Origin of the sequence: Mesorhizobium sp. WSM1497, from assembly GCF_001672455.2 — a bacterium.
GTDB lineage: Bacteria > Pseudomonadota > Alphaproteobacteria > Rhizobiales > Rhizobiaceae > Mesorhizobium > Mesorhizobium ciceri.
On sequence record NZ_CP021070.1, the window covers coordinates 3,990,030 to 4,011,473 of the forward strand.

The window sequence follows — 21,444 nt, forward strand, 5'->3', positions numbered from 1 at the left end:
GAGCGACGATGGCCCAGACCCAGACTTTCAATGGCCGCAGACGCGTACGCAAGTTCTTCGGAAAGATTCCGGAAGTTGCGGAGATGCCGAACCTGATCGAGGTTCAGAAGGCATCCTATGACCAGTTCCTGATGGTGGCGGAGCCCAAGGGTGGGCGTCCGGACGAGGGGCTGCAGGCCGTTTTCAAGTCGGTCTTCCCGATCTCCGATTTTTCCGGCTCCTCCATGCTGGAGTTCGTGAAGTACGAGTTCGAAGGACCGAAATTCGACGTTGACGAATGCCGTCAGCGCGACCTCACCTATGCCGCGCCGCTCAAGGTGACGCTGCGCCTCATCGTGTTCGATATCGACGAGGACACCGGCGCCAAGTCCATCAAGGACATCAAGGAGCAGGACGTCTACATGGGCGACATGCCGCTCATGACCTTGAACGGCACCTTTATCGTGAACGGCACCGAGCGCGTCATCGTTTCGCAGATGCACCGTTCGCCGGGCGTCTTCTTCGACCATGACAAGGGCAAGTCGCACTCGTCGGGCAAGCTTCTGTTTGCCGCGCGCGTCATCCCGTATCGCGGTTCGTGGCTCGACATCGAGTTCGATTCCAAGGACGTCGTGCACGCCCGCATCGATCGCCGCCGCAAAATTCCGGTGACGTCGCTGCTGATGGCGCTCGGCATGGACGGCGAAGAGATCCTGTCGACCTTCTACAACAAGATCACCTACAAGCGTGCCGGCGACCATTGGCGCATTCCGTTCAACGTCGAGCGTTTCCGCGGCCTCAAGGCTGTCGGCGACCTGGTCGATGCCGATACCGGCGAAGTCGTCGTCGAGGCCGGCAAGAAGATCACCGCACGCCAGGCACGGGCGCTTGGCGAAAAGGGTCTGAAGGCGATCAAGGCGACCGACGAGGACCTGCTCGGCAACTATCTGGCCGAGGACATCGTCAACTACGCCACCGGCGAGATCTTCCTCGAGGCCGGTGACGAGATCGACGAGAAGACGCTGAAGGTACTGCTCGGCACCGGCGAAGAGGAGATCAAGGTTCTCGACATCGACCACGTCAATGTCGGCGCCTATATCCGCAACACGCTCAACGTCGACAAGAACGAGAGCCGCCAGGACGCGCTGTTCGACATCTATCGTGTCATGCGCCCCGGCGAGCCGCCGACGCTTGAAACCGCCGAAGCCATGTTCAACTCGCTGTTCTTCGATAGCGAGCGCTACGATCTGTCGGCCGTCGGCCGCGTCAAGATGAACATGCGCCTCGAGCTGAAGGCCGAGGACACCGTGCGCGTGCTGCGCAAGGACGACATCCTGGCCGTGGTCAGGACGCTGGTTGAACTGCGCGACGGCAAGGGCGAGATCGACGACATCGACAATCTCGGCAACCGCCGCGTGCGTTCGGTCGGCGAGCTGATGGAAAACCAGTACCGCGTCGGCCTGCTGCGCATGGAGCGCGCGATCAAGGAGCGTATGTCCTCGATCGAGATCGACACGGTCATGCCGCAGGACCTGATCAACGCCAAGCCGGCGGCTGCCGCCGTGCGCGAGTTCTTCGGTTCCTCGCAGCTGTCGCAGTTCATGGACCAGACCAACCCGCTGTCGGAGATCACCCACAAGCGCCGCCTCTCGGCGCTTGGACCGGGCGGTCTGACCCGCGAGCGCGCCGGCTTCGAAGTGCGCGACGTGCACCCGACGCATTACGGCCGCATCTGCCCGATCGAGACGCCGGAAGGCCCGAATATCGGTCTGATCAACTCGCTGGCCACCTTCGCACGCGTCAACAAGTACGGCTTCATCGAGAGCCCGTACCGCAAGATCGTCGACGGCAAGCTGACCAATGACGTCGTCTATCTCTCGGCGATGGAAGAGGCCAAGCACCATGTCGCGCAGGCCAACGCCGAGCTCGACAAGAACGGTGGTTTCGTCGACGAATTCGTCATTTGCCGCAGTGCCGGCGAAGTGATGATGGCGCCGCGCGAAAACGTCGATCTGATGGACGTGTCGCCCAAGCAGATGGTGTCGGTGGCCGCGGCCCTGATCCCGTTCCTGGAAAACGACGACGCCAACCGCGCTCTGATGGGCTCGAACATGCAGCGTCAGGCCGTGCCGCTGGTGCGCGCCGAGGCGCCGTTCGTCGGCACCGGCATGGAGCCGATCGTCGCCCGTGACTCGGGCGCCGCCATCGGCGCCCGCCGCGGCGGCATCGTCGACCAGGTGGACGCGACGCGTATCGTTATCCGCGCCACCGAAGATCTCGATCCGGGCAAGTCCGGCGTCGACATCTACCGGTTGATGAAGTTCCAGCGTTCGAACCAGAACACCTGCATCAACCAGCGCCCGCTGGTTCGCATGGGCGACCGGGTCAACAAGGGCGACATCATCGCCGACGGTCCGTCGACCGAGCTCGGTGATCTGGCGCTCGGCCGCAACGTGCTGGTCGCGTTCATGCCGTGGAACGGCTACAACTACGAGGACTCGATCCTCCTGTCCGAACGCATCGTCGCCGACGACGTCTTCACCTCGATCCACATCGAGGAGTTCGAGGTCATGGCGCGCGATACCAAGCTTGGACCGGAGGAAATCACGCGCGATATCCCGAACGTCTCGGAAGAAGCGCTGAAGAACCTCGACGAAGCCGGCATCGTCTACATCGGTGCGGAAGTTCAGCCGGGCGACATCCTGGTCGGCAAGATCACGCCGAAGGGCGAAAGCCCGATGACGCCGGAAGAGAAGCTTCTGCGCGCCATCTTCGGCGAAAAGGCATCCGATGTGCGCGACACCTCGATGCGCATGCCTCCGGGCACCTTCGGCACCGTCGTCGAGGTACGCGTCTTCAATCGCCACGGTGTGGAGAAGGACGAGCGCGCCATGGCGATCGAGCGCGAGGAGATCGAACGCCTCGCCAAGGACCGCGACGACGAGCAGGCCATTCTGGACCGTAACGTCTACGCGCGTCTTTCCGACGTGCTCGTCGGCAAGGAAGCGATCGCTGGACCGAAGGGCTTCAAGAAGGGCTCGACGCTGTCCAAGGATACGCTCGACGAGTATCCGCGTTCGCAGTGGTGGCAGTTTGCCGTGGAGAACGAAAAGCTCCAGAGCGAGCTGGAAGCGCTGCGTGGCCAGTACGACGATTCCAAGAAGGCGCTCGAGCAGCGTTTCATGGACAAGGTCGAGAAGGTCCAGCGCGGCGACGAAATGCCTCCGGGCGTCATGAAGATGGTCAAGGTCTTCGTGGCCGTGAAGCGCAAGATGCAGCCCGGCGACAAGATGGCCGGCCGTCACGGCAACAAGGGTGTCGTGTCGCGGATCGTTCCGGTCGAGGACATGCCTTTCCTCGAGGACGGCACGCATGCCGATATCGTGCTCAACCCGCTGGGTGTGCCGAGCCGCATGAATGTCGGCCAGATCCTGGAAACGCATCTGGGCTGGGCATGTGCGGGCATGGGCAGGAAGATCGGCGAGCTGATCGACACGTACAAGGCAGCGGGCGACATCAAGCCGCTGCGCAAGACGCTCGAGAGCTTCATCCCGGCCAACGACCGCAACGAGCCGGTTCGCGACTATGACGACGAGAGCATCGTTCGCCTCAGCGAGCAGATGCGCCGCGGCGTCTCGATCGCGACCCCGGTGTTCGACGGCGCGCATGAGGCTGACATCAACATCATGCTGGAGCAGGCGGGCCTGCACAGCAGCGGTCAGTCGCAGCTCTATGACGGACGCACGGGCGAGCCGTTCGATCGCAAGGTGACGATGGGCTACATCTACATGCTCAAGCTTCACCATCTCGTGGACGACAAGATCCACGCGCGTTCGATCGGTCCGTACTCGCTCGTCACCCAGCAGCCGCTGGGCGGCAAGGCGCAGTTCGGTGGCCAGCGCTTCGGCGAGATGGAGGTCTGGGCGCTGGAAGCGTACGGCGCCGCCTACACGCTGCAGGAAATGCTGACGGTGAAGTCCGACGACGTCGCCGGCCGTACCAAGGTCTACGAGGCGATCGTGCGTGGCGACGACACCTTCGAGGCCGGCATCCCGGAGAGCTTCAACGTTCTCGTCAAGGAAATGCGGTCTCTCGGCCTCAACGTCGAGCTGGAGAACACCAAGCTCGACGACAACCCTGTCCGGCTGCCCGACGCGGCCGAGTAAGGCAATGGCGCGCCACGGCCGTCCGCGGCGCGCCTCGAGCATGATCCCGAAAAGTGGCTACCGGTTTTCGGACAGGATCATGCTCAACCAGGAAGAATTCGACGGCCAGTGGCCGACAAAGACGGCGGGCGTTTGGCTCGCGACTAGATGCAAGGGATCTTCGAGGATCCCGAAAAGGAGAACGGCATGAACCAAGAGGTCATGAATCTCTTCAATCCGCAGGCGCCTGCGCAGGTGTTCGATTCCATCCGGATATCGCTTGCCAGCCCTGAGAAGATTCTGTCCTGGTCTTTCGGCGAGATCAAGAAGCCGGAGACCATCAACTACCGCACCTTCAAGCCGGAGCGTGACGGTCTGTTCTGCGCGCGCATTTTTGGCCCGATCAAGGACTACGAGTGCCTGTGCGGCAAGTACAAGCGCATGAAGTACAAGGGCGTCATCTGCGAGAAGTGCGGCGTCGAAGTCACGCTGTCGCGCGTTCGCCGCGAGCGCATGGGCCATATCGAGCTGGCGGCACCGGTCGCCCATATCTGGTTCCTGAAGTCGCTGCCGTCGCGCATCGGCACGCTGCTCGACATGACCCTGAAGGACATCGAGCGCGTCCTCTACTTCGAGAACTACATCGTCACCGAACCTGGCCTCACCGCGCTGAAGGAGCACCAGCTGCTCAGCGAGGAAGAGTACATGATCGCCGTCGACGAGTATGGCGAGGATTCGTTCACCGCCATGATCGGCGCCGAGGCCATTCATGACCTCCTGGCCGGCATGGACCTGGAGAAGATCGCCGGCGACCTGCGTTCGGAACTGGCGTCGACCACCTCCGAGCTGAAGCAGAAGAAGTATCTGAAGCGGCTCAAGGTCGTCGAGAACTTCATGGAATCCGGCAATCGTCCGGAATGGATGATCATGAAGGTGGTTCCGGTGATCCCGCCGGACCTGCGTCCGCTCGTCCCGCTGGACGGCGGCCGTTTCGCCACGTCGGATCTGAACGATCTCTATCGCCGCGTCATCAACCGCAACAACCGTCTGAAGCGGCTGATCGAGCTGCGCGCCCCCGGCATCATCGTGCGCAATGAAAAGCGCATGCTGCAGGAAGCCGTCGATGCGCTGTTCGACAACGGCCGCCGCGGCCGCGTCATCACCGGCGCCAACAAGCGCCCGCTGAAGTCGCTGTCCGACATGCTCAAGGGCAAGCAGGGCCGGTTCCGTCAGAACCTGCTCGGCAAGCGCGTCGACTATTCCGGCCGCTCGGTCATCGTGACCGGTCCGGAGCTCAAGCTGCACCAGTGCGGCCTGCCCAAGAAGATGGCGCTCGAACTGTTCAAGCCCTTCATCTACGCCCGTCTCGACGCCAAGGGTTACTCCTCGACCGTCAAGCAGGCGAAGAAGCTGGTCGAAAAGGAGCGTCCGGAAGTCTGGGATATCCTCGACGAGGTCATCCGCGAGCATCCGGTGCTGCTGAACCGTGCGCCGACGCTGCACCGTCTCGGCATCCAGGCGTTCGAGCCGATCCTGATCGAAGGCAAGGCGATCCAGCTGCACCCGCTGGTCTGCACGGCCTTCAACGCCGACTTCGACGGCGACCAGATGGCCGTTCACGTGCCGCTGTCGCTGGAAGCGCAGCTTGAAGCCCGCGTGCTGATGATGTCGACCAACAACATCCTGCACCCGGCTTCCGGCGCGCCGATCATCGTGCCGTCGCAGGACATGGTTCTGGGTCTCTACTATCTCTCGATCGTCAACCAGAACGAGCCGGGCGAGGGCATGGTGTTTGCCGACATGGGCGAACTCCAGCACGCGCTCGAGACCAAGGCGGTGACGCTGCACTCCAAGATCAAGGGTCGTTTCCGCACGGTCGACGCCGAAGGCAAGGTCGTGTCGAAGATCCATGACACCACGCCTGGCCGCATGATCATCGGCGAGCTTCTGCCGAAGAACGTCAACGTGCCTTACGAGACCGCCAACCAGGAGATGACCAAGAAGAACATCTCCAAGATGATCGACACCGTCTACCGCCATTGCGGTCAGAAGGAGACGGTCATTTTCTGCGATCGCATCATGGCGCTCGGCTTCAGCCATGCCTGCCGTGCCGGCATTTCGTTCGGCAAGGACGACATGCTGATCCCGGATGCCAAGATCAAGCTGGTCTCCGACACCGAGGCTTTGGCCAAGGAATACGAGCAGCAGTACAATGACGGTCTGATCACGCAGGGCGAGAAGTACAACAAGGTCGTCGACGCCTGGGCCAAGTGCTCGGAAAAGGTCGCCGACGAGATGATGGCCCGCATCAAGGCGGTCGAGTTCGAGGACAATGGCCGTCAGAAGCCGATGAACTCGATCTACATGATGTCGCACTCCGGTGCGCGTGGCTCGCCCACCCAGATGCGCCAGCTTGCCGGCATGCGCGGCCTTATGGCCAAGCCGTCGGGTGAAATCATCGAGACGCCGATCATCTCGAACTTCAAGGAAGGCCTGACCGTGCTCGAGTACTTCAACTCGACCCACGGCGCCCGCAAGGGTCTGGCCGACACCGCCTTGAAGACGGCGAACTCGGGTTACCTCACCCGTCGTCTGGTCGACGTGGCGCAGGACTGCATCGTCAACTCCGTCGACTGCGGCACCGACAAGGGCCTCACCATGCAGCCGATCGTCGATGCCGGTCAGGTCGTTGCTTCGGTCGGCCAGCGCGTGCTGGGCCGTACGTCGCTCGACGACATCACCCATCCGGTGTCGGGCGAGATCCTGGTCAAGGCTGGAACGCTGATGGACGAGCGTGACGTGGAACAGATCGAAAAGGCCGGCGTCCAGTCGGTCCGCATCCGCTCGGCACTGACTTGCGAAGTCAGGGTTGGCGTCTGCGCGGTCTGCTACGGTCGCGATCTGGCCCGCGGCACCCCGGTCAACCAGGGCGAAGCCGTCGGCGTCATCGCGGCGCAGTCGATCGGCGAGCCGGGCACCCAGCTCACCATGCGTACCTTCCACATGGGCGGTACCGCGCAGGTGGTGGACAGCTCGTTCCTTGAAGCCTCGTATGAGGGCAAGGTCGAGATCCGCAACCGCAACGTGGTGCGCAACTCCGACGGCCAGCAGATGGTCATGGGCCGCAACATGGCGGTGCTGATCCTCGACGAAGCCGGCAAGGAGCGCGCCTCGCACCGTCTCACCTATGGTTCGCGTATCTTCGTGGACGATGGTGACAAGGTGAAGCGCGGCCAGCGTATCGCCGAGTGGGATCCCTACACGCGCCCGGTCCTCACCGAAATCGAGGGCAGGGTGTCGTACGAGGATCTGGTCGACGGCATTTCCGTTCAGGAAACGGCCGACGAGTCGACCGGCATCACCAAGCGTGAGGTCATCGACTGGCGCTCGACGCCGCGTGGCAACGACTTGAAGCCGGCGATTGCGATCCAGGACGCCAAGGGCAAGGTCGGCAAGCTGTCGAAGGGCGGCGACGCCCGCTTCCTGCTCTCGGTCGAGGCCATTCTTTCGGTCGAGCCGGGTTCGCAGGTTCGCCCCGGCGACGTTTTGGCGCGTATTCCGATGGAAAGCGCCAAGACCAAGGACATCACCGGCGGTCTGCCGCGTGTTGCCGAGCTGTTCGAGGCACGTCGTCCGAAGGATCACGCCATCATCGCCGAGATCGACGGCACGATCCGCTTCGGCCGCGACTACAAGAACAAGCGTCGCATCATCATCGAGCCGCATGACTCGACGCTTGAGCCGGTCGAATACCTGATCCCGAAGGGCAAGCCGTTCCATCTCCAGGACGGCGACGTCATCGAGAAGGGCGACTACATCCTCGACGGCAACCCGGCGCCGCACGACATCCTGGCGATCAAGGGCGTGGAGGCACTTGCTTCCTACCTCGTCAACGAGATCCAGGAAGTCTACCGTCTGCAGGGCGTGTCGATCAACGACAAGCACATCGAGGTGATCGTTCGCCAGATGCTGCAGAAGGTCGAGATCACGGTGCAGGGCGACTCGACCTACATCCCGGGCGATCATGTCGACGTGATCGAACTGGAAGAGGTCAACGAGCGTCTGGTCGAGGACGGCAAGAAGCCGGCCGAAGGCCTGCCGGTGCTGCTCGGCATCACCAAGGCATCGCTGCAGACGCCGTCCTTCATCTCGGCCGCCTCCTTCCAGGAGACGACGCGAGTGCTGACGGAAGCTGCCGTTGCCGGCAAGACCGACATGCTGCAGGGCTTGAAGGAAAACGTCATCGTCGGCCGGTTGATCCCGGCCGGTACCGGCGGCACGATGAGCCAGATCCGGCGCATCGCCACCTCGCGCGACGAACTGATCATCGACGAGCGCCGCAAGGCCTCGGGTGCGGAAGTCGCCGAGCCGATGCTGGCCGACATGACCACCGCCGCGCAGTAAGCGCGGACGGCAACGATCTCAGGCAATAAGGCCGTCGGGGCAACCCGGCGGCCTATTTCTTTGTGCTATTCGGACACCCTCTCGAAGCGAAGCAGATCGCCCGGCTGACAGTCGAGATAGTCGCAGATGCGCTCCAGCGTGTCGAACCGGATACCCTTGACCTTTCCCTGCTTCAAAAGAGAAAGATTGGCCTCGGTGATGCCGACATATTCGGCCAGGTCCTTTGACTTCACGTTTCGTTCGGCGAGGACGACATTGAGCCTGACCCTTATGGGCATGAGCTGATCCTCATCAGATGAATTGCGCGTTTTCTTCGGCGAGTGCCGATGCCTCGGCCATGACCCAGGTGATGACAGCGACGATGCAAGCTGCCAGCAAGGTCAGCATCGTGTCGCTGTCGAGACCGAGCGTCAGCCGGTGCTGGCCGGCAGGCGCGTCCCAGCTGAGCAGAACGGACAATGCCGCCGCCGAAACCGGTTTCAGCAAGGCGGATGCCAGCAGGCCGAGGCCAAAGTATCGCAAATTGCTGATGGCGCCCTGACCGAAGAAGTTGCCGGACGCGAAAGCGCCGAAGCAGCGCCTTGCGGCCATGAGCGCGAAGACGAGGCAGGCAAGCGGCACGAACGAGATCGCGAACCCGACCAGTCTTCGACCGAGGCCAAGCTCGCTCAGCCATTCCTGTGGGATTTGCGCATCGGCCGCGATCGAACTGGCGGAGACGCTGAGCCAGTAGAACAGCAGACCGATGGTCAGCAATATGGCGAGGACGACAAAACACCTCGCCAGCACTAGGCTGAAAAGTCGGATGCGTCTCAATCTAAGCTGGCGGGCAGGATCGGCGGGGACAGCCGTGATGACAGGTTCAATCATCGCCGTTATCACTCCATCGTAATGAATTATCGTTTTACAATAATTTATTTATGCGCAATGATGATTCTTGTCAATTCCTCATCACAGGAGAAACCTATGCCTTCGTTCAAACGCCGGATTGCCGTGGCAGCCATCGCGATTGTCGCCGCGTCCATAACGCCTTTTGCTGCCATCGCCCTCCCGTCGACAGCGACAGGCCGGATATCGGTGGGGCAGGTGAGGGAAATGCTCGACAAGGCCGACACGAGCCCGGTCGCCAGGCAAACGCTGGTCGCCTATGTCGCCGGGGTTGGCGAAGCCGCCGGCGTGATCGCCGACACGATCGGCAATGGCGGCCTCGTTTCCTGCAAGAGTTCTTTCAGCCTGGATACACGAGCGGTGCGCGCCGCCCTTGAAGCGGGCGCCCCTCGTCAGGGTAACTGGTCTCAGACACCGGCGACGCCACTGATCATTGCCGACATGGTCAAGCGTGCCGGTTGCAGGACCAGGAATTGAGCCTGGCGATCCGCTGGTTCTCAGTCGCGCGACAATCCTGTCGCGCGACTATTCCCAACCTGCGACCCCCGCGCGCGATCAGCGAGTGCGGTTCCAGAGCTCAATCGAAAAACGCCTCGACTACGTTGCGCTTGCCGAGCATGAAGGCGTCAGCGACATGCTGGAGCGGGGCCAGATCGACATCGGAAACGCCGGCGCGCACGATCTCGGCGAAGCGCTTGTAGAGCATCGGATATTCCGCTTCCGGCTCTTCGTGAATGAGCTTGCCGTCGATGGCGAGCTTCGAGCCGCCACCCGACAGCACCATGGCGCCCTTGTCGGTGTCGGCCAGGATGTCCCAGCTCTGCGGGCCTGTCTGCAGCCAGTCGAGGTCCATCGTCACCGGCAGGCCATTCGAGGTGCGGAAGATGACGCGCGCGGCAACCGGGGAGGCGCGGTTTTCGGGAAAGTCGAGCACCGCCGAGGTGATGAACATGGCCGGCAGGATATGGGTGGCAATCGACAGCGCGTTGATGCCGGGATCGAAGACGCCAAAACCGCCGGGAGCCCAGATCCATTCCTGGTTCGGGTGCCAGCGGCGCACATCCTCTTTCCAGTTGATGGCGGCCGAGCGGATGCGGGCTGAACTTAGAAAAGCACGTGCGGCCTCGACGGCCGGCGCATAGCGCGAGTGCCAGCTGGCAAACAGCGAGACGCCGTTGTGCGCAGCCAATGTCTTGAGGTCTTCGACCTCGCTGACAGTAGCGCCCGGCGGCTTCTCCAGGAAGACATGCTTCTTTGCCGTCAGCGCCGTCCGCGCCGCGTCGTAGCGGAATTGCGGCGGCATGCAGAGCGAGACGGCCTCGAGCTCGGCTACGGCGTCGAGCATGGCTTCGATGGTGGGGAAATTCGGGATGTCATCCACCTTGCCGTGACGGCTGGCGGCCGCGACGAGGCGATAGTCCTGGTCTTTCGCCAGGGCCGGCAGGTGCTGGTCGCGGACGATCTTGCCGACGCCGACGATGCCTATCTTGATGGGCTGGGACACGGCCGCTCCGTCTGTTTGATGATGGTGATGGCTTCTTATCAGAACACTTGCCCCGGGCAAGCCGAAGCCGAGCAGCCAAGCTCAGCCTTCCCTTAGCGGCAGCACATTTGTCGGCTGGGAAGGCCTCGGTCGCCGATTCGGTTCGGCAGTCGATTCGAAAGCTGGACCGGAGTCAGATCGGCACGTCGAAGGTAACGATCGACACTTCGCCTTCGAGCGCGCCCTGGAAGGCGGAAATATGCGGCTCTTCGTCGGGGATGCCGTCCATGTCGCCGATCTGGTCGAGCTCGGCCTCGGCGTAACCTTCGGCGGCAAGCGATTCGAGCGCCCGGCGCACCGCCGAATCGTCGTCGGGCGCAACCAGCATGACGTGGACGCCTTCCGGTTTGCCGCCTTTTTTCTTCCACACCCGGCCGGTGATGATGGTGACCGGGCGTTCTTCGTTGTCGTTCACGGGCCGATTCCTCTTGGCAGCGGGTGGGCGGGCGAGGGGGTTTTGACTGCTCATGCGGCCTTTTCGCATGAAGCAAGGCCGCGCAACAGCGCAAACCCATTCACTTTGCCTGAAGGCTTGTCACTTTCTTCCTCGCTCTTGCAAAAATGCGAAAGAAAATTACATGCGGTTTTCGCATGGCTGCCAAGCCTTGGTCGGCGCGCAATATTTGGTGCTCCGGGCTTGACGGTCCGCGGTCTTACGGGTAGAAGCCGCCCAGTCAGAACCGATGTGAGGCTCTCCCTTCCGAAGCGACACGCTTTGGAGTTTGCCTCAAACAGGGTTCGTTTTACGAGCGAAAAGACATTTCCGGCGTGCACGAAGCGGCTTCCGCTTCCTCTGCCTTTTGTTCGGGCAAGACCGCGAGGCGCGGTTTATGGCCCGAATTTGCGTATGGAAATGACGCTTTGAGCGGCCCTGACCGGGCGAGACACGGAATTGAGAGACAAGAGGGTTTAATGCCTACCGTCAACCAGCTGATCCGCAAGCCGCGCATTGCGCCGGTGAAGCGCAACAAGGTCCCGGCCATGCAGCAGAACCCGCAGAAGCGGGGCGTCTGCACGCGCGTCTATACAACGACGCCGAAGAAGCCGAACTCGGCGCTGCGCAAGGTGGCCAAGATCCGCCTGACCAATGGTTTTGAAGTGATCGGGTACATCCCCGGCGAAGGCCACAACCTTCAGGAGCACTCCGTGGTGATGATCCGCGGCGGCCGCGTCAAGGATCTTCCGGGCGTTCGCTACCACATCATCCGCGGCGTGCTCGACACGCAGGGTGTGAAGAACCGCAAGCAGCGCCGTTCGAAGTACGGCGCCAAGCGCCCGAAGTAAGGGGCGTCCGAAATAAGATTTTCCGGCCTTGGCGCTCCTTGAGTGCGTCGGGCTATGAGATTGAGAGACAAAAGCCATGTCGCGTCGTCACAGTGCAGAAAAGCGTGAGATCAATCCGGACCCGAAGTTCGGCGATCTGATCGTCACCAAGTTCATGAACGCCGTCATGTATGACGGTAAGAAGTCGGTCGCCGAGACCATCGTCTACGGCGCGCTCGACCAGGTTCAGTCGAAGACCAAGCAGGAGCCGGTCACCGTCTTCCATCAGGCGCTCGACAATGTCGCGCCGCATGTGGAAGTGCGTTCGCGCCGTGTCGGCGGCGCCACCTACCAGGTTCCGGTCGACGTGCGCCCCGAGCGCCGCCAGGCATTGGCCATTCGCTGGCTGATTGCTGCGGCCCGCAACCGCAACGAGACCACGATGGTCGACCGCCTCTCCGGCGAGCTGATGGACGCGGCCAACAACCGCGGCACCGCTGTCAAGAAGCGTGAAGACACCCACAAGATGGCTGAAGCCAACCGCGCTTTCGCGCACTACCGCTGGTAAAGCGCGAACGAGACTGAGAGGCAGCTACGATGGCCCGCGAATACAAAATCGAAGACTACCGCAATTTCGGTATCATGGCGCATATTGACGCCGGCAAGACGACGACCACCGAGCGCGTCCTCTACTACACGGGCAAGTCGCACAAGATCGGCGAAGTCCACGACGGCGCTGCCACCATGGATTGGATGGAGCAGGAGCAGGAGCGCGGCATCACCATCACGTCCGCCGCGACCACGACCTTCTGGAAGGCTCGTGACGGCAAGATGCACCGCTTCAACATCATCGACACCCCCGGCCACGTCGACTTCACCATCGAGGTCGAGCGTTCGCTGCGCGTGCTCGACGGCGCCATCGCGCTGCTCGATGCCAATGCCGGTGTTGAGCCGCAGACCGAGACTGTCTGGCGCCAGGCCGACAAATATCGCGTTCCGCGCATGATCTTCTGCAACAAGATGGACAAGATCGGCGCCGACTTCTATCGCTCGGTCGAGATGATCGGCTCGCGCCTCGGTGCGCATGCTGTTGTCATGCAGCTGCCGATTGGTGCCGAGACCGAGTTCAAGGGCGTTGTCGACCTCGTCGAGATGAACGCGCTGGTCTGGCGCGACGAGACGCTGGGCGCTGCCTGGGATATCGTCGAGATCCCGGACGACCTCAAGGCTCGTGCCGAAGAATACCGCGAGAAGATGATCGAGGCTGCTGTCGAAATGGACGAGACGGCGCTTGAGAATTACCTCGAAGGCAAGATGCCGTCGAATGACGAGATTCGCGCGCTGATCCGCAAGGGCACCATCGCGGTCAAGTTCTACCCGATGTTCTGTGGCTCGGCCTTCAAGAACAAGGGCGTGCAGCCGCTGCTCGACGCCGTCGTCGAATATCTGCCGTCGCCGGCCGATGTTCCCGCCATCAAGGGCGTCGATGCCAAGACCGACGCCGAGATCGAGCGTCATGCCGACGACAACGAGCCGCTGTCGATGCTCGCCTTCAAGATCATGAACGACCCGTTCGTCGGTTCGCTGACCTTTGCGCGCATCTATTCGGGCAGGCTCACCAAGGGCATCTCGGTCGACAACACCGTGAAGGGCAAGAAAGAGCGCATCGGCCGCATGCTGCAGATGCATGCGAACTCGCGCGCCGACGTCGAAGAGGCATTTGCCGGTGATATCGTTGCTCTTGCCGGTCTCAAGGACACGACCACCGGCGACACGCTGAGCGATCCGCTGCATCCGGTCATCCTCGAGCGCATGGAATTCCCCGATCCGGTCATCCAGATCGCCATCGAGCCGAAGACCAAGAACGACCAGGAAAAGATGGGCCTCGCCCTTCACCGCCTGGCCGCCGAGGATCCGTCCTTCCGCGTCAAGACCGACGAGGAAAGCGGCCAGACCATCATTTCCGGCATGGGCGAACTCCACCTCGACATCATCGTCGACCGCATGCGTCGCGAGTTCAAGGTCGAGGCCAATGTCGGCGCACCGCAGGTGGCCTATCGCGAGACGATCACCCGCAAGCACGAGCAGGACTACACGCACAAGAAGCAGACCGGCGGTACCGGTCAGTTCGCTCGCGTCAAGATCCTGTTCGAGCCGAACCCCGATAGCAGCGAGTTCGAGTTCGATACCAAGATCATCGGCGGCGCCGTGCCGAAGGAGTACATCCCTGGTGTCGAAAAGGGCATCAACAGCGTCATGACCTCGGGTCCGTTCGCGGGCTTCCCGATGATCGGCGTCAAGGCGACCCTCATCGACGGCGCTTACCATGATGTCGACTCCAGCGTTCTGGCCTTCGAAATCGCCGGCCGCGCCTGCTTCCGTGAAGCAGCACCCAAGCTTGGCGTGCAGCTGCTCGAGCCGATCATGAAGGTCGAAGTCGTGACGCCGGAAGACTACGTCGGCAGCGTCATCGGCGATCTGAACGGTCGTCGTGGCCAGATCCAGGGTCAGGAAGCGCGTGGCGTCGCCGTTGTCATCAACGCGATGGTGCCGCTCGCCAACATGTTCAAGTATGTCGACAACCTGCGCTCGATGAGCCAGGGCCGTGCGGCCTACACGATGCAGTTCGATCACTACGAGCCGGTTCCGACCGCAGTGGCCCAGGAAGTCCAGAAGAAATACGCGTAAGGGTTCCTTAGCCACCGACGTCGCGTCCCTTGCGCGGTGCCGGATCTGAAGAGCGAATAACAATTTCCCCCAAGCGGGTAGAATAGACGGAGAACGATTATGGCCAAAGGTAAATTCGAGCGTAACAAGCCTCACGTGAACATCGGCACGATTGGCCACGTCGACCATGGCAAGACGTCGCTGACGGCGGCGATCACCAAGTATTTTGGCGAATACAAGCGCTACGACCAGATCGACGCTGCCCCTGAAGAGAAGGCGCGCGGCATCACGATCTCGACGGCTCACGTCGAATACGAGACGGCCAACCGCCACTACGCTCACGTCGACTGCCCCGGCCACGCCGACTATGTGAAGAACATGATCACCGGCGCCGCGCAGATGGACGGCGCGATCCTGGTCGTGTCGGCTGCCGACGGCCCGATGCCGCAGACCCGCGAGCACATCCTGCTGGCCCGTCAGGTCGGCGTGCCGTCGATCGTGGTGTTCCTGAACAAGGTCGACCAGGTCGACGACGCCGAGCTGCTCGAACTGGTCGAGCTCGAGGTTCGCGAGCTTCTGACCAAGAACGAATTCCCCGGCGACGACATTCCGATCGTCAAGGGTTCGGCTCTGGCTGCTCTCGAAGACTCGGACAAGAAGATCGGTGAAGACGCGATCCGCGAGCTGATGGCTGCGGTCGATGCCTACATCCCGACGCCGGTCCGTCCGCTCGACAAGCCGTTCCTGATGCCGATCGAAGACGTGTTCTCGATCTCGGGCCGCGGCACGGTGGTGACCGGCCGCGTCGAGCGCGGCGTGGTCAAGGTCGGCGAGGAACTCGAGATCATCGGCATCCGTCCGACGACCAAGACGACCTGCACGGGCGTGGAAATGTTCCGCAAGCTGCTCGATCAGGGCCAGGCTGGCGACAACATCGGCGCGCTGCTGCGCGGCGTTGATCGTGAAGGTGTCGAGCGCGGCCAGGTTCTGGCCAAGCCGGGCACGGTGAAGCCGCACAAGAAGTTCGTGGCCGAAGCCTACATCCTGACCAAGGACGAAGGTGGCCGTCACACGCCGTTCTTCACCAACTACCGTCCGCAGTTCTACTTCCGCACGACCGACGTGACCGGCATCGTGTCGCTGCCGGAAGGCACCGAGATGGTGATGCCGGGCGACAACATCACGGTCGATGTCGAGCTGATCGTGCCGATCGCCATGGAAGAGAAGCTGCGCTTCGCTATCCGTGAAGGCGGCCGCACCGTCGGTGCCGGCATCGTCGTCACCATCAAAGAGTAATTTGGACTTAAACCGATCTGTCGCGGGCGCGGGAGTTGCCCGCGCCGCGCCAGAACAAGGAAGTGACGCATGAACGGACAGAATATCCGCATCCGCCTTAAGGCGTTTGACCACCGCGTGCTCGACGCCTCGACGAAGGAAATCGTGTCGACGGCCAAGCGTACCGGTGCAAACGTCCGCGGCCCCATTCCGCTGCCGACGCGGATCGAAAAGTTCACGGTCAACCGGTCGCCTCACGTCGACAAGAAGAGCCGCGAGCAGTTCGAGATGCGCACGCACAAGCGTCTGCTCGACATCGTCGATCCGACCCCGCAGACGGTCGATGCTTTGATGAAGCTCGATCTGGCCGCCGGCGTCGACGTCGAGATCAAGCTCTAAGGGAATGAGAGCGCGGTAAGGGGCGGTGCCCCTGGCCCGGAACTCTAAAGGAATTGAACCGATGCGTTCAGGTGTGATTGCAAAGAAGGTGGGAATGACCCGCATCTATAACGATGCCGGGGAACATGTTCCCGTCACCGTTCTCCTGATGGAGAACTGCCAGGTCGTGGCCCAGCGCACGCAAGAGAAGAATGGCTACACCGCCGTTCAGCTCGGCGTTGGCCTTGCCAAGGTGAAGAACACGTCGAAGGCGATGCGCGGCCATTTCGCGACCGCTTCCGTCGAGCCGAAGGCGAAGGTCGCCGAGTTCCGCGTCTCCGCCGACAACATGATCGATGTCGGCGCCGAGATCACCGTCGAGCACTTCGTCGCCGGCCAGAAGGTCGATGTGACGGGCACGACGATCGGCAAGGGCTTTCAGGGCGTCATCAAGCGCCACCACATGGGCGGTGGCCGTGCAACGCACGGTAACTCGGTTTCGCACCGTACGCACGGTTCGACCGGCCAGCGCCAGGACCCGGGCAAGGTGTTCAAGGGCAAGCATATGGCTGGCCACATGGGCGACACCCGCGTCACCACGCAGAATGTCGAGATCGTATCGACCGACGCCGACCGCGGCCTGATCCTGATCCGCGGTGCGGTTCCCGGATCGAAGGGCGCCTGGATCCTGGTCCGCGATGCGGCCAAGGTGGCACTGCCGGCCAATGCGCCGAAGCCTGCCGCGATCCGCGCCGTTGCTGCCGAAAGTGGCGCCAAGAACGAGGCTCCGGCCACAGAGGGAGCGGAATAATGGATCTCAAGATCACAACGCTGGGCGGCAAGGACGCCGGCAAGGTGGAACTCTCCGACGAGATTTTCGGCCTTGATCCGCGCGAAGACATCCTGCAGCGCGTCGTGCGCTGGCAGCTTGCCAAGAAGCAGCAGGGCACGCACAAGACCAAGGGTCGCGCCGAGATCGCGCGCACCGGCGCCAAGATGTACAAGCAGAAGGGTACGGGCCGCGCCCGTCACCATTCGGCACGCGCTCCGCAGTTCCGCGGCGGCGGCAAGGCCCACGGCCCGGTCGTTCGCAGCCACGAGCACGAACTGCCGAAGAAGGTTCGCGCTCTCGGCCTCAAGCATGCTCTCTCGGCCAAGGCCAAGAGCGCGTCGATCATCATCATCGACGAGCTGAAGCTGACCGAGGCCAAGACGAAGGCGCTGATCGCGAATTTCGCGACGCTGGGCCTGACCAATGCTTTGCTGATCGGCGGCGCCGAGCTTGACAAGAACTTCAAGCTGGCGGCGACGAACATCCCCAACATCGACGTGCTGCCCATCCAGGGCATCAACGTCTACGACATTCTGCGCCGCGGCACGCTGGTCCTTTCGAAGGCCGCCGTCGAGGCTCTCGAGGAGCGTTTTAAATGACCGACCTTCGTCATTACGACGTGATCGTCTCGCCGGCGATCACCGAAAAGTCGACCATGGCCTCCGAGCAGAACAAGGTCGTCTTCAACGTCGCCAAGAAGGCGTCGAAGCCGGAAATCAAGGCCGCCGTCGAAGCGCTGTTCGGCGTCAAGGTGATGGCCGTGAACACGCTTGTCCGCAAGGGCAAGATCAAGCGCTTCCGTGGCACGGTTGGCCGCCAGAGCGACGTCAAGAAGGCGGTTGTGACGCTGGCCGATGGCCAGTCGATCGACGTCGCGACGGGTCTCTGAGCAAGGCCGCGAGGACAGAACAATGGCACTGAAAAAATTCAACCCGGTAACGCCCAGCACCCGTCAGCTGGTCATCGTCGACCGCTCGGGCCTCTACAAGGGCAAGCCCGTCAAGGGTCTGACCGAAGGCCTGACCAAGTCGGGCGGCCGCAACAATCACGGTCGCATCACCGCCCGCTTCATCGGCGGTGGTCACAAGCGTTCGTACCGCATCATCGACTTCAAGCGCCGCAAGTTCGACGTCGTCGGCACGGTCGAGCGCATTGAGTACGATCCGAACCGCACCGCCTTCATCGCGCTGATCAAGTATGACGATGGCGAGCTGTCCTACATCATCGCTCCGCAGCGTCTGGCTCCCGGCGACAAGATCGTGTCCGGTGAATCGGTCGACGTGAAGCCGGGCAATGCGATGCCGCTGGCTTCGATGCCGGTCGGCACCATCGTCCACAACATCGAGCTGAAGCCGGGCAAGGGCGCTCAGGTCGCCCGTTCGGCAGGTGGTTACGGTCAGCTGGTCGGTCGTGACCAGGGCATGGCGATCCTGCGCCTCAATTCGGGCGAGCAGCGTGTCGTTCACGGCTCCTGCATGGCCACTGTTGGCGCCGTGTCCAATCCGGACCACGGCAACATCAATGACGGCAAGGCCGGTCGCACGGTCTGGCGTGGCAAGCGCCCGCACAATCGCGGCGTGACCATGAACCCGGTCGACCATCCGCACGGCGGCGGCGAAGGCCGCACATCGGGTGGCCGCCATCCGGTTTCGCCCTGGGGCAAGCCGACCAAGGGCAAGAAGACGCGGTCCAACAAGGCGACCGACAAGTTCATCCTGCGCTCGCGCCATCAGCGCAAGAGCTAAGAAGAGGTAACGCCAAGTGACTCGTTCGATTTGGAAAGGCCCCTTCATTGACGGCTACCTTCTCAAGAAGGTGGACAAGGTTCGTGAAGGTGGTCGCAATGAGGTGATCAAGATGTGGAGCCGTCGCTCCACCATCCTGCCGCAGTTCGTCGGCTTCACCTTCGGTGTCTACAACGGCCAGAAGCATGTTCCCGTCTCGGTGAACGAGGACATGGTCGGTCACAAGTTCGGTGAATTCGCTCCGACCCGGACCTATTACGGTCACGGCGCGGATAAGAAGGCGAAGAGGAAATAATCATGGGCAAGGCCAAAGCTCCGCGCAGGCTTGCTGATAACGAAGCGCGCGCCGTATTGCGCACGATCCGTATCAGCCCGCAGAAGCTGAACCTCGTTGCCGCGCTGATCCGCGGCAAGAAGGTCGCGACAGCGCTTTCCGATCTCGAATTCTCGGCCAAGCGGATTTCCGGCACGGTCAAGAAGACGCTGGAATCGGCAATCGCCAACGCGGAAAACAACCACGACCTGGATGTCGATGCACTGATCGTGGCGGAAGCCTATGTCGGCAAGTCGATCGTCATGAAGCGGTTCCATGCCCGTGGCCGCGGTCGCGCCAGCCGTATCGAGAAGCCGTTCTCGCACCTCACGATCGTCGTTCGTGAAGTCGAAGAAAAAGGGGAGGCCGCATAATGGGCCAGAAAGTCAATCCGATCGGTCTTCGCCTCGGCATCAACCGCACCTGGGATTCGCGCTGGTTCGCGAACACCGGCGAGTACGGCAAGCTGCTGCATGAGGACATCAAGATCCGCAAGTATCTCGAGAAGGAGCTCAAGCAGGCTGCCATCTCGAAGGTCGTGATCGAGCGTCCGCACAAGAAGTGCCGCGTCACCATCCATGCCGCGCGCCCGGGTCTGATCATCGGCAAGAAGGGCGCCGACATCGAGAAGCTTCGCAAGAAGCTGATGGAGATGACGAAGTCCGAGACGCACCTCAACATCGTTGAAGTGCGCAAGCCGGAGATCGACGCGACCCTGGTCGCCCAGTCGATCGCCCAGCAACTCGAGCGTCGTATCGCGTTCCGCCGCGCCATGAAGCGTGCCGTTCAGTCGGCGATGCGCCTCGGTGCCGAAGGCATCCGCATCAACTGCGCCGGCCGCCTCGGCGGCGCTGAGATCGCGCGCATGGAATGGTATCGCGAAGGCCGCGTGCCGCTGCATACGCTGCGTGCGGACGTCGACTACGGTACGGCCGAAGCGCACACGGCTTATGGCATCTGCGGCGTCAAGGTCTGGGTGTTCAAGGGCGAGATCCTTGAGCATGACCCGATGGCTTCGGAGCGTCGGGCCAGCGAAAGCGATGCAGCGCATGGCGGTGGTGGTGATCGCGAACGCGGTCGTCGTCGCGAAAACGCCTGAGACATTTAGGAATTTGGAGTTAGAACGATGCTGCAGCCAAAGCGCACAAAGTTCCGCAAGCAGTTCAAGGGCCGTATCCATGGTACCGCAAAGGGCGGCACCAACCTGGATTTCGGTGGTTTCGGGCTGAAGGCGCTTGAGCCGAACCGCGTCACCGCACGTGAGATCGAGGCGGCCCGCCGCGCGATCACCCGTGAAATGAAGCGCGCTGGTCGCGTCTGGATCCGTATTTTCCCGGACGTGCCGGTCACTTCGAAGCCGACCGAAGTCCGCATGGGTAAGGGCAAGGGCGCGGTCGATTACTGGGCGGCGCGTGTCAAGCCGGGCCGCATCATGTTCGAGATCGACGGCGTCAATGAAGAAACCGCCCGTGAGGCACTGCGTCTCGGCGCGGCCAAGCTCTCGGTCAAGACGCGCTTCGTGCAGCGCATCGCAGAATAAGGACGGGCTGATCATGAAAGCCGAAGACATCCGGACCAAGACCCAGGACCAGCTGACCGACGACCTGGCCAGCCTGAAGAAGGAGCAGTTCAACCTGCGCTTCCAGAAGGCCACCGGCCAGCTCGAGAAGACCGCGCGCGTGAGACAGGTTCGTAAGGACATTGCGCGTATCAAGACCATCGCTGCGGAAAAGTCCGCGGCTAAGAAGGCTTAAGGACGAAAACCATGCCAAAGCGCATTCTGCAGGGCACCGTCGTCAGCGACAAGAACGAGAAGACGGTTGTCGTCAAGGTCGAACGGCGCTTCACGCATCCCGTGATGAAGAAGACCGTGCGCATGACCAAGAAGTACAAGGCGCACGACGAGAACAACGCCCACAAGGTTGGCGATCAGGTGTTCATCCAGGAATCGAAGCCGATTTCCAAGGACAAGCGCTGGATCGTCGTGTCTTCGGACCAAGCCTGACCTCGGG

At 62.1% G+C, this 21,444-nt stretch carries 22 protein-coding genes; 18 read left to right on the forward strand and 4 right to left on the reverse strand.

Going from position 1 to position 21,444, the window contains the following annotated elements:
- Nucleotides 1-8: 8 nt before the first annotated feature.
- Together rpoB and rpoC are read left to right on the forward strand one after the other, a co-directional pair.
- Nucleotides 9-4,145 carry a DNA-directed RNA polymerase subunit beta gene (gene rpoB / locus A9K65_RS19460; RefSeq protein WP_013531414.1) on the forward strand — a complete coding sequence of 1,379 codons (4,137 nt, stop codon included), beginning with the start codon at nt 9-11 and terminating at the stop codon, nt 4,143-4,145.
- A gap of 186 nt (nt 4,146-4,331) precedes the next feature.
- Nucleotides 4,332-8,528 carry a DNA-directed RNA polymerase subunit beta' gene (gene rpoC, locus A9K65_RS19465; RefSeq protein WP_013531415.1) on the forward strand — a complete coding sequence of 1,399 codons (4,197 nt, stop codon included), beginning with the start codon at nt 4,332-4,334 and terminating at the stop codon, nt 8,526-8,528.
- Between the two features lie 65 nt (nt 8,529-8,593).
- Here rpoC and A9K65_RS19470 read toward each other — a convergent pair whose 3' ends face one another.
- Together A9K65_RS19470 and A9K65_RS19475 are read right to left on the reverse strand one after the other, a co-directional pair.
- Nucleotides 8,594-8,806, reverse strand: a complete 213-nt coding sequence (locus A9K65_RS19470; RefSeq protein ID WP_013531416.1) for a helix-turn-helix transcriptional regulator — start codon at nt 8,804-8,806, stop codon at nt 8,594-8,596.
- A gap of 13 nt (nt 8,807-8,819) precedes the next feature.
- Nucleotides 8,820-9,398, reverse strand: coding sequence for a DUF2975 domain-containing protein (locus A9K65_RS19475; protein WP_063168071.1), 579 nt, complete (start codon nt 9,396-9,398; stop codon nt 8,820-8,822).
- Nucleotides 9,399-9,494: 96 nt separating this feature from the next.
- On the opposite strand from A9K65_RS19475, the gene A9K65_RS19480 reads away from it, so the two are divergent.
- Nucleotides 9,495-9,893 carry a chlorophyllide reductase gene (locus A9K65_RS19480; RefSeq protein ID WP_064995202.1) on the forward strand — a complete coding sequence of 133 codons (399 nt, stop codon included), beginning with the start codon at nt 9,495-9,497 and terminating at the stop codon, nt 9,891-9,893.
- Nucleotides 9,894-9,993: 100 nt separating this feature from the next.
- On the opposite strand, the gene A9K65_RS19485 is transcribed toward A9K65_RS19480, so the two are convergent.
- A complete protein-coding gene (locus tag A9K65_RS19485; RefSeq protein ID WP_064995203.1) occupies nt 9,994-10,920 on the reverse strand; it encodes a Gfo/Idh/MocA family oxidoreductase in 927 nt (308 codons plus the stop codon).
- A gap of 172 nt (nt 10,921-11,092) precedes the next feature.
- Nucleotides 11,093-11,374 (reverse strand): transcriptional regulator, encoded by a 282-nt coding sequence (locus A9K65_RS19490; RefSeq protein ID WP_013531420.1) that lies wholly within the window; start codon nt 11,372-11,374, stop codon nt 11,093-11,095.
- Nucleotides 11,375-11,871: 497 nt separating this feature from the next.
- Here A9K65_RS19490 and rpsL point away from each other — a divergent pair, with 497 nt between their 5' ends.
- The 15 genes from rpsL to rpsQ all read left to right on the forward strand — a co-directional run bounded on the left by rpsL (nt 11,872) and on the right by rpsQ (nt 21,437).
- On the forward strand, nt 11,872-12,243 hold the full coding sequence (gene rpsL / locus A9K65_RS19495) for a 30S ribosomal protein S12 (protein ID WP_006333356.1): 372 nt from the start codon (nt 11,872-11,874) through the stop codon (nt 12,241-12,243).
- A 76-nt stretch (nt 12,244-12,319) separates the two neighbouring features.
- Nucleotides 12,320-12,790 carry a 30S ribosomal protein S7 gene (gene rpsG, locus A9K65_RS19500; RefSeq protein ID WP_008875664.1) on the forward strand — a complete coding sequence of 157 codons (471 nt, stop codon included), beginning with the start codon at nt 12,320-12,322 and terminating at the stop codon, nt 12,788-12,790.
- 29 nt (nt 12,791-12,819) lie between these two features.
- A complete protein-coding gene (gene fusA, locus A9K65_RS19505; RefSeq protein ID WP_064995204.1) occupies nt 12,820-14,910 on the forward strand; it encodes an elongation factor G in 2,091 nt (696 codons plus the stop codon).
- 99 nt (nt 14,911-15,009) lie between these two features.
- Nucleotides 15,010-16,185: an elongation factor Tu gene (gene tuf, locus A9K65_RS19510; RefSeq protein WP_013531404.1), complete on the forward strand. Its 1,176-nt coding sequence runs from the start codon at nt 15,010-15,012 to the stop codon at nt 16,183-16,185.
- 69 nt (nt 16,186-16,254) lie between these two features.
- A complete protein-coding gene (rpsJ, locus tag A9K65_RS19515; RefSeq protein ID WP_010909272.1) occupies nt 16,255-16,563 on the forward strand; it encodes a 30S ribosomal protein S10 in 309 nt (102 codons plus the stop codon).
- A gap of 61 nt (nt 16,564-16,624) precedes the next feature.
- On the forward strand, nt 16,625-17,353 hold the full coding sequence (rplC, locus tag A9K65_RS19520) for a 50S ribosomal protein L3 (RefSeq protein ID WP_013531422.1): 729 nt from the start codon (nt 16,625-16,627) through the stop codon (nt 17,351-17,353).
- Nucleotides 17,353-17,973 (forward strand): 50S ribosomal protein L4, encoded by a 621-nt coding sequence (gene rplD, locus A9K65_RS19525; protein WP_013531423.1) that lies wholly within the window; start codon nt 17,353-17,355, stop codon nt 17,971-17,973. The genes rplC and rplD overlap by 1 nt, the downstream gene beginning before the upstream one ends.
- Nucleotides 17,970-18,263 carry a 50S ribosomal protein L23 gene (locus A9K65_RS19530; RefSeq protein ID WP_013531424.1) on the forward strand — a complete coding sequence of 98 codons (294 nt, stop codon included), beginning with the start codon at nt 17,970-17,972 and terminating at the stop codon, nt 18,261-18,263. Before rplD ends, A9K65_RS19530 begins: the two co-directional genes overlap by 4 nt.
- Nucleotides 18,264-18,285: 22 nt before the next feature.
- Nucleotides 18,286-19,119 (forward strand): 50S ribosomal protein L2, encoded by an 834-nt coding sequence (rplB, locus tag A9K65_RS19535; protein WP_024505067.1) that lies wholly within the window; start codon nt 18,286-18,288, stop codon nt 19,117-19,119.
- Nucleotides 19,120-19,135: 16 nt separating this feature from the next.
- Entirely contained in the window at nt 19,136-19,414 is a 279-nt protein-coding gene (gene rpsS / locus A9K65_RS19540) for a 30S ribosomal protein S19 (RefSeq protein ID WP_006205463.1), read from the forward strand.
- A gap of 2 nt (nt 19,415-19,416) precedes the next feature.
- Nucleotides 19,417-19,806 (forward strand): 50S ribosomal protein L22, encoded by a 390-nt coding sequence (gene rplV, locus A9K65_RS19545; RefSeq protein WP_006205462.1) that lies wholly within the window; start codon nt 19,417-19,419, stop codon nt 19,804-19,806.
- A complete protein-coding gene (gene rpsC, locus A9K65_RS19550) occupies nt 19,806-20,531 on the forward strand; it encodes a 30S ribosomal protein S3 (RefSeq protein ID WP_013531426.1) in 726 nt (241 codons plus the stop codon). Before rplV ends, rpsC begins: the two co-directional genes overlap by 1 nt.
- Nucleotides 20,532-20,558: 27 nt before the next feature.
- Nucleotides 20,559-20,972, forward strand: a complete 414-nt coding sequence (gene rplP, locus A9K65_RS19555) for a 50S ribosomal protein L16 (protein WP_013531427.1) — start codon at nt 20,559-20,561, stop codon at nt 20,970-20,972.
- A 13-nt stretch (nt 20,973-20,985) separates the two neighbouring features.
- Nucleotides 20,986-21,186, forward strand: coding sequence for a 50S ribosomal protein L29 (gene rpmC, locus A9K65_RS19560; protein WP_006205459.1), 201 nt, complete (start codon nt 20,986-20,988; stop codon nt 21,184-21,186).
- Between the two features lie 11 nt (nt 21,187-21,197).
- Nucleotides 21,198-21,437 carry a 30S ribosomal protein S17 gene (rpsQ, locus tag A9K65_RS19565; RefSeq protein ID WP_010909280.1) on the forward strand — a complete coding sequence of 80 codons (240 nt, stop codon included), beginning with the start codon at nt 21,198-21,200 and terminating at the stop codon, nt 21,435-21,437.
- Nucleotides 21,438-21,444 lie beyond the last annotated feature (7 nt).